The organism is Microbacterium sp. MMO-20, from assembly GCF_037147735.1.
GTDB lineage: Bacteria > Actinomycetota > Actinomycetes > Actinomycetales > Microbacteriaceae > Microbacterium.
Window position 1 is genome coordinate 48,845 of record NZ_JBBCUU010000009.1, and the last position, 12,448, is coordinate 61,292.

At 69.3% G+C, this 12,448-nt stretch carries 10 protein-coding genes; 4 read left to right on the forward strand and 6 right to left on the reverse strand.

What is annotated here, in order from left to right:
* Window positions 1–191: 191 nt before the first annotated feature.
* Together WFI52_RS11875 and WFI52_RS11880 are read left to right on the forward strand one after the other, a co-directional pair.
* Complete coding sequence (locus WFI52_RS11875) at window positions 192–1,349, forward strand: glutamate--cysteine ligase (protein ID WP_336627229.1); 1,158 nt, start codon at window positions 192–194, stop codon at window positions 1,347–1,349.
* Between the two features lie 62 nt (window positions 1,350–1,411).
* Window positions 1,412–2,143 (forward strand): SGNH/GDSL hydrolase family protein, encoded by a 732-nt coding sequence (locus tag WFI52_RS11880; RefSeq protein ID WP_336627297.1) that lies wholly within the window; start codon window positions 1,412–1,414, stop codon window positions 2,141–2,143.
* Window positions 2,144–2,165: 22 nt separating this feature from the next.
* Here WFI52_RS11880 and ffh read toward each other — a convergent pair whose 3' ends face one another.
* Together ffh and WFI52_RS11890 are read right to left on the reverse strand one after the other, a co-directional pair.
* The gene (ffh, locus tag WFI52_RS11885; RefSeq protein WP_336627230.1) at window positions 2,166–3,719 is read right to left on the reverse strand and encodes a signal recognition particle protein; all 1,554 of its coding nucleotides are present in this window, start codon (window positions 3,717–3,719) and stop codon (window positions 2,166–2,168) included.
* Between the two features lie 38 nt (window positions 3,720–3,757).
* The gene (locus WFI52_RS11890) at window positions 3,758–4,699 is read right to left on the reverse strand and encodes a TetR family transcriptional regulator (protein ID WP_336627231.1); all 942 of its coding nucleotides are present in this window, start codon (window positions 4,697–4,699) and stop codon (window positions 3,758–3,760) included.
* A gap of 62 nt (window positions 4,700–4,761) precedes the next feature.
* On the opposite strand from WFI52_RS11890, the gene lipB reads away from it, so the two are divergent.
* Together lipB and lipA are read left to right on the forward strand one after the other, a co-directional pair.
* Window positions 4,762–5,406, forward strand: a complete 645-nt coding sequence (gene lipB / locus WFI52_RS11895) for a lipoyl(octanoyl) transferase LipB (protein WP_336627232.1) — start codon at window positions 4,762–4,764, stop codon at window positions 5,404–5,406.
* On the forward strand, window positions 5,403–6,419 hold the full coding sequence (gene lipA / locus WFI52_RS11900; protein WP_336627233.1) for a lipoyl synthase: 1,017 nt from the start codon (window positions 5,403–5,405) through the stop codon (window positions 6,417–6,419). Before lipB ends, lipA begins: the two co-directional genes overlap by 4 nt.
* 24 nt (window positions 6,420–6,443) lie before the next feature.
* Here the strand turns inward: lipA and WFI52_RS11905 are convergent, their stop codons facing one another.
* The 4 genes from WFI52_RS11905 to smc form a co-directional block, all read right to left on the reverse strand.
* Window positions 6,444–6,944: a DUF2004 domain-containing protein gene (locus WFI52_RS11905; RefSeq protein WP_336627234.1), complete on the reverse strand. Its 501-nt coding sequence runs from the start codon at window positions 6,942–6,944 to the stop codon at window positions 6,444–6,446.
* Between the two features lie 50 nt (window positions 6,945–6,994).
* The gene (ftsY, locus tag WFI52_RS11910; RefSeq protein ID WP_336627235.1) at window positions 6,995–7,867 is read right to left on the reverse strand and encodes a signal recognition particle-docking protein FtsY; all 873 of its coding nucleotides are present in this window, start codon (window positions 7,865–7,867) and stop codon (window positions 6,995–6,997) included.
* 55 nt (window positions 7,868–7,922) lie between these two features.
* Complete coding sequence (locus WFI52_RS11915; protein ID WP_336627236.1) at window positions 7,923–8,618, reverse strand: hypothetical protein; 696 nt, start codon at window positions 8,616–8,618, stop codon at window positions 7,923–7,925.
* Window positions 8,619–8,680: 62 nt separating this feature from the next.
* Window positions 8,681–12,193 carry a chromosome segregation protein SMC gene (gene smc / locus WFI52_RS11920; RefSeq protein ID WP_336627237.1) on the reverse strand — a complete coding sequence of 1,171 codons (3,513 nt, stop codon included), beginning with the start codon at window positions 12,191–12,193 and terminating at the stop codon, window positions 8,681–8,683.
* Window positions 12,194–12,448: the final 255 nt, after the last annotated feature.

Sequence of the window (12,448 nt, forward strand, 5' to 3'; positions counted from 1 at the left end):
CTCCTGAGTGGTGTTGTGAGGTGATGAACGTCGCCTGGAGCGTGGGGTGCACACCCGGCGGAAGCTCTGCGGTGGACCGGCGCCGCTGGATAGAGGGTCGAGCAGGCGGTCCAACCGTCCATTTTGCCAGATTGTGACGCCACCCGCGAACCACGGCGCCCGCGCGCCGCGCAGCGTGTCAGACTGACGCCATGACGGTGCCCTTCGCGACCTCCGCCCGCTCGTCCGTGGGCGTGGAATGGGAGCTCATGCTCGCCGACGGCCGAACGGGTGATCTCGTCCCCCGCGCGCCCGACGTACTCGCTGCGATCGGCTCGGGAGCCGATCACGAACGGCACACGATCACGGGCGAGCTGCTCACGAACACGATCGAGGTGACGAGCGGGATCGGCGACACGGTGGCCGCCGTGATCGACGATATCGCCGACGCGATCGCGCAGATCCGCACCGTCACCGACCCGCTCGGCATCGAGCTCCTCTGCGCCGGTAGCCACCCGTTCGCGCAGTGGTACGACCAAGAGGTCACCGACAAGACCCGCTACCACAAGCTCATCGAGCGCACGCAGTGGTGGGGACGCAACATGATGATCTGGGGCATCCACGTCCACGTCGGCGTCGAGGACGTGACGAAGGTCTTTCCGATCATCGGCGCGCTCGCGACCTACCTCCCGCACCTGCAGGCGCTCTCGGCCTCCAGCCCGTTCTGGGCGGGCGAGAGGACCGGCTATGCCTCGAATCGCGCCCTGGTCTTCCAGCAGCTGCCGACGGCGGGCCTCCCGTGGCCGCTGACCGAGTGGTCGCAGTACGAGGCGTACCTCGACGACATGGCGCGCACCGGCGTTATGGAGGATGCCACCGAGGTGCGCTGGGACATCCGCCCGGCGCCTCGCTGGGGCACGATCGAAGTGCGTGCGTGCGACGGCATGTCGACCCTGCCGGAGCTCGCCGCCGTCGCCGCTCTCGTCCAGGTGCTCGTGGAGCACTTCTCGCGCGAGCTGGATGCCGGGCGTGAGCTGCCAGTTCTGCAGCCGTGGTTCGTGCGTGAGAACAAATGGCGCGCCGCCCGCTACGGCACCGAGGCCCGCGTCATCGTCGATGCGCAGGGCACGCAGCGGCCGGTCGCCGAGCACCTGCGCGAGACGCTCGCGCAGCTCGCGCCGGTCGCGGAAGAGCTGCACTGCGCCCGCGAGTTCGCCTTCGTCGAGCGCATCCTCGACCAGGGTGGGAGCTCGGCTCGCCAGCTTCTGGTCGCGGATGCCGCGGACGGCGACCTGCGCGAGGTCGTCGCGCACCTCATTCGCGAGTTCCGAGCAGGACCTCGTCGCCACGACGAGCTGGCGGGACTCTGACGAGGGCACATCCCGCTCAGAGGAATCGCACGGATGCGTCCTCTAGCGTGGCATCCGTGTCGATGCGAGCAGCCCCCGTCGCGACCGCGTTCCTCGCCGCCGCTCTCGCTCTCACGGCGTGCACCTCCCCCGGCTCGTCCGACAGCTCCTCGCCACCTCCACCCGCACCGCCGAGTCTGCGCGCGGACGGCGACGGAGTCGCTGCGGCCGCGAACACGACGGTGGGCGCAGCCCGATCGGGACTCGTCGTCACGATCGGAGACTCGATCATGGCGGGGCTCGGCGTCGACCCCGACGACGCCTGGCCTGAGCTGCTGGCATCGTCCACCGGCGCCGACATCGTCAACCTCGGCTGCAGTGGAGCCGGCTTCCTCGCTGTCGGCGACTGCGGCACCGACTTCGACGGTCTCGTTGACGAGGCCGTCACCTTCTCCCCCGATCTCGTCATCGTGCAGTCGTCGGACAACGACCTGGATGCCCCGGAGGACGAGATCGCCGACGCGACGTCATCCGCCATCGATCGCCTCCACGAGGCGCTACCGGACGCGGAGATCATCGGAATCGGCACTCTCTGGCACCTCGACGCCGATGAGCCGGACGGGATCACCTGGTCGTCCACGGCTCTGCAAGAGGCGGTCGAGGCCGTCGGGGGTGTTTTCGTCTCGATCGGCCAGCCGCTGCGCGATCACCCCCAGCTCCTCCAGTGGGACGGCGAACACCCCAACGAGCAGGGCCAACGAGTCCTCAGCGACGCCGTCGCGCGAGCGCTCGACGACGCCGGCGTCACTCTCTGACCGCCGCTTGTCCGGCTGAGGCTCAGCCCTTGCCGAAGAGCTTCTGGATCTCGGCGAGGTCCGCTTCGCTCGGCTGCGCGTTCGCGCCGCCGAGCCCGAATCCGGAGCCGGTGGGCGCTGCGGGGGCAGCCGCGATGCCGGCGTTCTCGGCAGCGCGCTTTGCGGGATTGCCCGATCGCGAACCCGCCTTGCTCTTCTGCTTGTTGCCCCGCTTGCTCGATGCTCCCGGCTTGCCGCCCAGCGAGCCCATGCCCGGAATGGAGGGCACCCCGCCGCGCGCGACGGTCTTCATCATCTTCGCCGCCTGCTCGAAGCGCTGCACGAGCTGATTGACGTCGGTGACCGTCATGCCCGAGCCCCGCGCGATGCGTAGGCGCCGCGAGCCGTTGAGCACCTTGGGATTGCGGCGCTCCCCCGGTGTCATCGATCGGATGATGGCCTCGGTGCGGTCGATCTCGCGGTCGTCGAACTGATCGAGCTGCTGCTTCATCTGGCCCATGCCGGGGAGCATCCCGAGCATCTTCTTCATCGAGCCCATCTTCTTGACCTGCTGCAGCTGGTCGAGGAAGTCTTCGAGCGTGAACTGCTCGGTCGCGAGCTTCTCGGCGACCTTCCGCGCCTCCTCCTCATCGAACGCCTGCTGCGCCTGTTCGATGAGAGTGAGGATGTCACCGAGGTCGAGGATACGACTCGCCATGCGGTCGGGGTGGAAGGCTTCGAGGTCGTCGAGGCCCTCGCCCGTGGAAGCGAAAATGATGGGGCGGCCCGTGACGGATGCCACGGAGAGCGCCGCGCCGCCGCGCGCGTCGCCGTCGAGCTTGGAGAGCACGACGCCGGTGAAATCGACGCCGTCCTGGAAGGCCTTCGCCGTGTTCACGGCGTCCTGACCGATCATGGCGTCGATGACGAAGAGAACTTCGTCGGGGTCCGTAGCCTTGCGGATGTCGGCGGCCTGCTTCATGAGCTCCGCGTCGACCCCGAGGCGTCCTGCGGTGTCGATGATGACGACGTCGTGCTGCTGGCGACGCGCCGTCTCGACGCCGTCGCGGGCGACCTGGACGGGGTTCCCGACACCGTTCCCCGGTTCGGGAGCATAGATCGCGGCGCCCGCCTGCTGCGCGACGACCTGGAGCTGATTGACGGCGTTCGGACGCTGGAGGTCGGCGGCGACGAGGAGCGGGGTATGACCGTCCTTCTCGAGCTGGCGGGCGAGCTTGCCCGCGAACGTCGTCTTGCCCGAACCCTGGAGGCCCGCGAGCATGATGACGGTGGGGGCGGTCTTGGCGAACTGCAGGCGGCGCTGTTCGCCGCCGAGGATCGCGATGAGCTCTTCATTGACGATCTGGACGACCTGCTGCGCAGGATTCAGAGCGCGGTTGACCTCGTCACCGAGCGCACGCTCGCGCACCTTCGCCGTGAAGTCCTTGACCACGACCAGCGCGACGTCGGCATCCAGCAGTGCCCGGCGGATCTCGCGCACCGTCCCGTCGACATCCGCGGGCGTCAGCTTGCCCTTCGTGCGGAGGTTGCGGAAGGTCTCTGTGAGCCGGTCGGAGAGAGTGCCGAAAGTCGCCATGATGGCTCGATTCTACGGGAGGACGGACCGGGGCCGGATCAGCGCTCGAGCTCCTGGAAGATCGTCAGCTGTAGCCCGGCACGCCCGCGCAGCCGAGCGTTCAGGGAGTTCCACGGCGTGATGCGCGCGGATGCCTCGACGCCAGCCCCGGCATCCGCGAGTACGTCGACGACGGCGGCGGCGTCCCCCACCTCCAGGGCCGCCCGAAGCGGATCGCTCGGAGCGTCGCCGTCGGTCTCCACGCCGTCGATGAAGGCGACCTGCGCGGGGTTCGCGAGCTCGAGGGTCGCCCGCCCGGCCTCGAGGATCGCGACGCGCGCTCCTCCGTCGGCCTCGTACGCCGCAGACTGCGGCATGCCCACGACGTCGCGATAGAACGCGAGCGCCTCGTCGAAGTCGTCCGCACGCACGACGAGCCGCAGTTGGCGCACGCGTCCATGCCCGGGCAGCACAGCGAGAGCGTCGGCGAGCGTCGCGGGAAGGGTCTGTCGGGCGGGCGCGGATCGGGCCCACTGCCAGACGGCGGCGAAAAGAGCGCCGGAAAGCGCGGCGGCCTGGACCTCGGCGACGAGCGAGGGCTCGCCGTCGGCGCGCATCCGGGCCGCGATGCCGCGTGCGAGCCGCGCCTGGCGCACCGCCCGCTCGACATCGAGGTCGTCGGCGATACCCATCGCGTCCGCGTTCGTGATCGCGAGCGCAAGGCTGTCGGGCGTGAGGGCGTCCACCGCCTCCCGAAGGACCGCGCGCGGCGCCGCGCCCTGCGCAAGGGCGGTGATCGCGGCGTCCAGACGCGCGTCGAAGCCGCCCCAGAGGACGTCCGACTTCGAGCCGAAGTAGTTGAAGAAGCTCGATCTGCTCACGCCCGCGCGCCGCGTGATGTCCGCGACGGTCGTCTGCGCGAAGCCGCGCTCCAGGAACAGCTCGCACGCCGCTTCGGCGATGACGTCGTGCGACGTGGCACGCGGTCGTCCGGAGCTCATACCGTCACTGTAGCGAAGGCGTATTGTTGGACGCGGTACACAAACCGATGCGAAGGAGCGTCATGCTCGACGTCCAGACGGTGGGACTCGCCCCTGCCTTCATCCCCTACCCCGACGCGTGGGCACGACAGCGTGAGATCCACGCCGATGTGGTCAGCGGCACGCGCCCCGACACGCTGCTGCTGCTCGAGCACGAGCCCGTCTTCACGGCGGGCGCGCGCACGGCGCGGCACGAGCGGCCGACCGACGGCACCCCCGTGATCGACGTCGACCGTGGCGGCAAGATCACATGGCACGGTCCCGGTCAGCTCGTCGGATATCCCATCGTGCGCCTGCGCGAACCGGTCGATGTCGTGGCGCACGTGCGGCGCCTCGAGAGCATTCTGATCGACGTCCTCGCCGGCTTCGGCATCGAGGGGTACCGCGTCGAGGGCCGCAGCGGCGTCTGGGTGCGCCGACCGCTCTCCGAGGACAAGATCGCGGCGATCGGCGTCCGTGTTCAACGCGGCGTGACGATGCACGGCTTCGCTCTCAACTGCGACAACTCGCTGCTGCCCTTCTCGCAGATCATCCCGTGCGGCATCTCCGATGCGGGTGTCACGACGATGAGCGAGGTGCTCGGTCGCGATGTGCGTCCCGCAGACGTCGTGGATGCCGTGATCGCGGCGTTCCAGGCATCCTTCGCCTCGTCGGAGGTCGCCGCATGAGCGCCTGCGGAGCTGGCGCTCCCTCGGGTCCGTCCGTCGACACGGGGGGCCGGAAGCTGCTACGGCTCGAGATCCGCAACGCGCAGACGCCGATCGAGCGCAAGCCCGAATGGATCCGCACGAAGGCGAAGATGGGCCCCGAGTACCAGGCCCTCCAGTCGCTCGTGAAGGGCGAGCAGCTGCACACCGTGTGCCAGGAGGCCGGCTGCCCGAACATCTACGAGTGCTGGGAGGACCGCGAGGCGACGTTCCTCATCGGCGGGTCGCAGTGCACGCGTCGCTGCGACTTCTGCCAGATCGACACCGGCAAACCCGCCGACTACGACACGGACGAGCCGCGCCGCGTGGCCGACAGCGTGCGGCGCATGCAGTTGCGCTACGCGACGGTGACGTGCGTCGCCCGCGATGACCTCCCGGACGGCGGAGCGTGGCTGAACGCGGAGACGATCCGTCAGATCCACGCCGTCAACCCGGGCACGGGCGTCGAACTTCTCGCGACGGACTTCAACGGCGAACCGCACCTCTTGAACGAGGTCTTCGACGCGCGCCCCGAAGTCTTCGCGCACAACGTCGAGACGGTGCCGCGCATCTTCAAACGCATTCGCCCGGCGTTCCGCTACGAGCGCTCGCTCGATGTCTTGACGCAGGCGCGCGCGGCGGGGCTCATCACGAAGTCGAACCTCATCCTCGGCATGGGTGAGGAGCCGGAGGAGGTCGTACAGGCGCTCCACGACCTGCACGATGCCGGCACCGACATCATCACCATCACGCAGTATCTGCGGCCCTCGCCGCGGCACCTGCCCGTGGCACGCTGGGTCAAGCCGCAGGAGTTCGTCGAGTTCAAGGAGGAAGCGGAGCGCATTGGATTCCTCGGCGTGCTCGCGGGTCCTCTCGTGCGCTCGTCATACCGGGCTGGTCGCCTCTGGGCGCAGTCGATGCTCTCGAAGGGGCGCCCGATCCCCGCGCACCTGTCGCACCTCGCGAAGGAGACCGAGTTCGCGCAGGCGGTGTAGACGTCTTCCGCGTCCTGCGCCCGGTCAGTCGGCGCTCGTGACCGACTGCACCTGACCGTCGCTCGTCAGGTGCACGAGCAGCACGTCGTCGGTCGCGTCGGCATCGAGGGCGTACTCGAGGACGGCGAACGGGTCGGTCCCCCCGTGCTCGTCGGCCAGGATCGTCATGCTCACGAGCTGCAGCGACCGGATGATGTCGATCTGCACGTCTCCGGAGATGTCGACGAGGACGTCCTCGAGATTCTCGCCGAACGCTTCCTGCTGCTGCAGGAGGTATTCGGTGACCTCACTGGTACGGTCGTCGAGCTCGGAGATCATCGCGTTGCGCGCGGTGATGTCGATGTCTTCGAGCGACGAGATCATCGCCGCCGCGACATCGAGGGCGTCCTGCGAGACATCGTCCTGATCGGGCGCCGTGAGATCGACCGTCACGCGCTGATCCGCGAAGCCGACGGTCTCGGACCAGAAGATCGATCCGTCGGGACCGGACTCCAGCAGTCCGAAGTAGTCGTGCTCGATCGCCATGTCCCTATGCAACCACCGACGGGGCGCTCAGTCCACCTGGGCCGCGTGCATCAGTCCACGAGCGCGGATGCGAACACGTGCGGCGTGAAGCCCGTGAGGTCGCCGATGCCTTCGCCCTGTCCCAGGAGCTTCACCGGGATGCCGGTGCGCTCCTGCACCGCGAGGACGAAGCCGCCCTTCGCGGACCCGTCGAGCTTGGTGAGCACGAGCCCGGTGACGCCCGCGTGCTCGAGGAACGCCTCAGCCTGCATGACGCCGTTCTGGCCGGTCGTGGCATCCAGCACCAGCAGCACTTCGCTGATCGGCGCCTGCTTCTCGATCACCCGCCGGATCTTGGTGAGCTCGTCCATGAGGCCGCCCTTGGTGTGCAGCCGTCCCGCGGTGTCGACGAGCACGATCTCGGTGCCGTGCGCCTTCGCATAGTCGATCGTCTGATACGCGACGGATGCCGGGTCCTGGCCTTCGTGCTGCGGTCGCACGATCGTCGCTCCTCCGCGCTCGGCCCAGGTCGCCAGCTGATCGACGGCCGCGGCGCGGAAGGTGTCTGCCGCCCCGACGACGACGGACCGTCCGTAGCGCTGCAGGAACTTCGCGAACTTTCCGATCGTCGTCGTCTTGCCGACGCCGTTCACGCCGACGACGAGGACGACGGCGGGGCGCTCGGTGAGCCGGAGCGTCGTGTCGAACTTCGCGAAGTGCTCCTCGAGGGTCTCCTTGAGCATGCGCTGCAGGTCCCGCGGATCGGTCGTGCGGTAGCGGTCGACCTTCTCGCGCAGCTCGTCGACGATGCGCTCGGAGATGTCGGGGCCGAAGTCGGCCGTCAGGAGCGCCGTCTCGAGGTCGTCCCACGTGCTCTCGTCGATCGTGGGCTTGACGAACATGCCACGCAGAGCGCGACCGAGCGACCAGGAGGATTCAGCCATGCTTTCAGCCTACGGGCAGGGTACGCGCAGGGCGGACGGGAACCGGCCGCGCGCGCTAGAGGCCGGGCCCGACAACGATCACGAGCTTGTCCGCGCGCAGCGACCCGTACAGCGTTTGCGGGTCCTGGCCGGACGGACAGGTGACCTGCACGAGGAACCCGCCGTGGATGGCGCCGAGTCCCCGCGCAGCCGCGATCCACGTCCCCCCGGACGAGGTGCTGCCGCTGACGACGCGCACCTGCGTCGAACCGCTGGTGCCGGGCACATAACCGACGGCGTCGTCCTGTGCGACCGCCGTCACCTGGTCCGCGCTCACCTGGAGCCAGGTCGCGAGCACCGCGTCCGAGAGGGATCGATCATCGTCCGGCGCGGCGATGGCGGATACGTCCCCCTGCCAGAAGCGCACCTCGCACTGCGTCGCGCTCTGCGTGTACGCCCAGTTTCCGTTTCCGTCGTCGGGCGTCGTCAGGGTGTAATCGGCGTCAGCGATCAGACTGTCGGCCCATTGCGCGCGAAGGCGCGAACCGAGCACAGCGCCGGCGGCGAAGGTGAGGTCCTCCGGCGTGTCGAGGTCGTCCGACGGTCCCGCGGACGATGTCGGCGTCGGGGCAGACGACGAGGAGGTCGACGCGCCGGTGCCATCGAACGATGCCGTCGGAACGCACGCCGTCAGGAGCGCCCCCAGAACGGCAGCAATCACCGCAACCCCCGCAGTCGACGCCACGCGACGGGGGCGAGGGGGACGGGGCATGCTGCCTCGGTAGCCGCCCGATCGGCGCGACGGCTCACGCGTCGACGTCGGCAGAACGCTGCTCACGCGGACTCGCGTTGACGCACGCGCTGACCGACGACCGCAGACACGCCGTCCTGCCGCATCGAGACACCGTAGAGGGCATCGGCGATCTCCATCGTGCGCTTCTGATGGGTGATGACGATGAGCTGGCTCGACGCACGCAGCTGTTCGAACACGCCCAACAGGCGGCCGAGGTTCGCATCATCGAGGGCGGCCTCGACCTCGTCGAGGATGTAGAACGGACTCGGCCGAGCCTTGAAGATCGCGGTCAGCAGCGCGACCGCCGCGAGCGAGCGCTCTCCGCCCGAGAGCAGGGAGAGGCGCTCGATCTTCTTGCCGACGGGACGGACCGCGACCTCGATCCCCGTCGTGAGCGGGCTGTCGGGGTCCGTGAGCGAGATGCTGCCGGAACCCCCGGGGAAGAGGATCGGGAAGACCTCGCCGAAGGCGGTCCGGGTGTCCTCGAAGGCGGCGAGAAAGATCGTCTGCATCCGCTCGTCGAGTTCGCCGATGATCGTCTCGAGGTCCTTCCGCGTCTGCACGAGGTCGGCGAGTTGCTCCGTGAGGAAGGCGTGCCGCTGCTCCAGCGCGGCGTACTCCTCGAGCGCCAGTGGGTTCACTCGTCCCAGCTGCCCGAGCTTGCGCTCGGCATCCTGCAGACGACGTCGCTGCTCGGCCTGATCGAACGGTCGTGGTTCGTCGCTGTCGGCCGCGGGGGGAACGAGCTGATCCGGGCCGTATTCCGAAACGAGAATATTCTCGTCGAGTGCGAGTTCGGATGCCACTCGCTCCAGGAGGCTCGTCACGTGCAGACGCTTTTCGTGCATCTGCAGCTCGAGTCCGTGCACACTCTCCGTGAGCTGCGCGAGCCGCTCGCGCACGTCGGCATCCTGTGCACGCAGCTGCGACAGCTCGGCCGTCAACGCGGTGCGCTCCTGTTCGGCGAACTGCAGTTCGACGCGGGCCTGCGATACCGACCGGTCGACGGAATCGAGCAGCGGGGGCAGCGTGTCCGTCACCTCGGCGGCGATCGCGCGCTGCGCACGCCGGAGCACCGCGCGCCGGGCGGCTTCCTCGGCGGCGGCCCGCTCGCGCTCGCGCTGGCGGGACAACTGGTCGACTCGCGCCTCGCCCGCGCGTACGCGCTCTTTGAGCGTCTCGACGTCGAGGCGGGCGCGCATCTCTGCGTCTCGGGTGATGTCCAGCGCCGCGAGGAGACCCTCGCGGGCCGACGCGTCGAGAATCGGGCGAGGTGTCTCCTGAGCCCGCGTCAGCGCCTCGGTCGCATCGCGAGCGGCCTTCTCGGCATCCGCGACGGTCGCTTCGACCTGGGCGAGACCAGCGGCCAGACGTTCGCACTCGGCGACGGCGGCTTCGTGCCTCACCGTGGCGCGATTGACCTGTTCCGCGTGTGCTGCCAGCGCGGCGTCGTGGTCGCGCAGCCGCTGGAGCGACTCGCGGGTGTGACGGCGCGAGTCCTCCCATGCGCTCTGAGCATCGGCGAGTGCTTCGCGCAGTGAGTCGACGACCACGCGGATCTCGGCGAGCTGCGCCGTGGCCGCGTCACGCTCGGCACTGAGCTCGAGTCGCGAACGCCCGCCCCCCGCACCGGCGCGGATCGTCTGCTCCGTGACGATCTCGCCCGCACGGGTCACGATCGTCACGGCACCGCCCACTTCGCGCGCCGCCACGCTCGCTGCCGCTGCGTAGGCGGCGTCGAGGTCGTCCACGATCGCGGTGAACGCAAGGATTCCGCGCACGCCCTCCGGTGCCGTGAGCACATCGACCGCCGGTGTCACGCCGGCGAGCCCAGCAAGGGACGGCGTCATCGCGCCCGCACCGGCGATCGCGATGTCCACGCGCCCGAGGTCTTCGCCCGCGGCGATGCGTGCGAGTTCCAGAGCGGCATCGACGTCGTCGACGAGAACGCCCTCCGCGAGGGAGCCGAGGGCCGCGGAGATCGCCGCTTCGTAACCGGGTCTGACCTTCACCGCGTCTCCGACGAGTCCGCGCACCCCGCGACCGCCGCGCTCGATGAGGGCGGCGGCGGCATTGCGCACATCGAGCGCGCGGCCGAGCGCGGTCGACTGCGCCGTCAGCGACTCGAGCTCACGCTCCGCGGCGTGGAGGCGGTCCCGCAGCCCCGTGACGTCCGCTTCTGCGGCGGACGCGGCACGCTGTGCCCGCTCGTACTCCGCCGCGTGCTCCCCGGCCGACCCCTCGGGAGCCAGCGTCGGGTCCACGCCGGCGAGAGCCTCCTCGGCCTCGCCGCGGCGGGCGAGCGCGGCGTCCAGCGCCTTCTGCGCGCGATCGACGGCCGCACGCACCGCCTCCAGGCGCGACCCAGCGGCATCCGCAGCGCCGCGCAGCTTCGTGATCCGCATATCGTGTTCCGAGACGAGGGCGCTCTGTGCAGCGATGTCCACGTCGAGCGCGTCGAGCTCGGCGCGTGCGCGGATGACTTCGCGACCAGCGGCCGCCGCGGCATCCTGCGCATCTCCGAGGCCGGCCGCGATCTCATCGATTTCGGCGCGCGCTTCATCGATCGCTGCCTGGCTCACCGTTGCGACCTCGATCGCGAGCGCGCCGTCGTCCTCGAGGAGGGCGAGCCGTTGGCCCGCGAGCGAGTAAAGGCTCCGCAGGCGCTCCTGAACCCGCTCGAGCGCGAACGAGACGCCCCGCGCGGCATCCACGGCCTCGGAGCGCTGCTGCGCCTCGACCGTGTCGATCCGCAGCTTCAGCTGGTCGGCCTGATCCTGGAGGACGAGGCGCTCGGCGTGACGTTCCTGCTCGCCGCGAGCATGGTCGGCGAGCTGGGTGCGGAGGGCCACGAGGTCAGCCGCGTAGAGTCGCGCCTTCGCGTCGCGCACGACCGCGGCGATCGTGGCAGCCTCACGCGCGATCTCGGCCTGCTTGCCGAGCGGCTTGAGCTGCCGGCGGAGCTCTCCCGCGAGATCGCTCAACCGCGTGAGGTTCGCCTGCATCGCCTCGAGCTTGCGGAGGGTCTTCTCTTTGCGACGGCGGTGCTTGAGGATGCCGGCCGCCTCCTCGATGAAGCCGCGCCGGTCCTCCGGGGAGGCCTGCAGCACACTGTCGAGGCGGCCCTGTCCGACGATCACGTGCATCTCGCGCCCGAGTCCCGAATCGCTGAGAAGCTCCTGGACGTCGAGGAGGCGGCAGCTCTCCCCGTTGATCGCGTATTCGCTCGTGCCGTTGCGGAACAGCGTCCGACTGATCGTGACTTCGCTGTACTCGATCGGCAACGCCCCGTCGCCGTTGTCGATCGTCAGCTGCACCTCGGCGCGACCGAGTGGTCCGCGGGTGGAGGTGCCGGCGAAGATGACGTCCTCCATCTTGCCGCCGCGGAGGGTCTTGGCGCCCTGTTCGCCCATGACCCACGCGAGGGCGTCGACCACGTTGGATTTCCCTGAACCATTGGGCCCGACGATGCAGGTGACGCCCGGTTCGAGGGCGAACGTCGTCGGTTGCGCGAACGACTTGAACCCTTTGAGCGTCAGGCTCTTCAGGTGCATCTGGGGTTCCTCCGCGGCTCGTGTGCGCACCACGCTATCGGACGACGCGCCCGACGCCTGCTTGACGCGGCGGTCGAGTTGGGTCTAACGTGACAGACCGCGTCGGAAGTCGAGAAAGGAGGTCCCGGACATGATGATGCAGATCGAAACCACTGGAGCATTCGCTCCCACGGTCGCGTACACCGGGGCCCGCTCCTTCGGCGCCGCGAGCACGATCGCGACTCCCACGGCCGTCTGACCGGTTCACGGGAGAGC

Excerpts from the sequence above, each read along its gene's own strand:
- WFI52_RS11875 (WP_336627229.1), top strand. The coding sequence starts at position 192 with ATGACGGTGCCCTTCGCGACCTCCGCCCGCTCGTCCGTGGGCGTGGAA.
- WFI52_RS11880 (WP_336627297.1), top strand. The coding sequence starts at position 1,412 with ATGCGAGCAGCCCCCGTCGCGACCGCGTTCCTCGCCGCCGCTCTCGCT.
- ffh (WP_336627230.1), bottom strand. The coding sequence starts at position 3,719 with ATGGCGACTTTCGGCACTCTCTCCGACCGGCTCACAGAGACCTTCCGC.
- WFI52_RS11890 (WP_336627231.1), bottom strand. The coding sequence starts at position 4,699 with ATGAGCTCCGGACGACCGCGTGCCACGTCGCACGACGTCATCGCCGAA.
- lipB (WP_336627232.1), top strand. The coding sequence starts at position 4,762 with ATGCTCGACGTCCAGACGGTGGGACTCGCCCCTGCCTTCATCCCCTAC.
- lipA (WP_336627233.1), top strand. The coding sequence starts at position 5,403 with ATGAGCGCCTGCGGAGCTGGCGCTCCCTCGGGTCCGTCCGTCGACACG.
- WFI52_RS11905 (WP_336627234.1), bottom strand. The coding sequence starts at position 6,944 with ATGGCGATCGAGCACGACTACTTCGGACTGCTGGAGTCCGGTCCCGAC.
- ftsY (WP_336627235.1), bottom strand. The coding sequence starts at position 7,867 with ATGGCTGAATCCTCCTGGTCGCTCGGTCGCGCTCTGCGTGGCATGTTC.
- WFI52_RS11915 (WP_336627236.1), bottom strand. The coding sequence starts at position 8,618 with ATGCCCCGTCCCCCTCGCCCCCGTCGCGTGGCGTCGACTGCGGGGGTT.
- smc (WP_336627237.1), bottom strand. The coding sequence starts at position 12,193 with ATGCACCTGAAGAGCCTGACGCTCAAAGGGTTCAAGTCGTTCGCGCAA.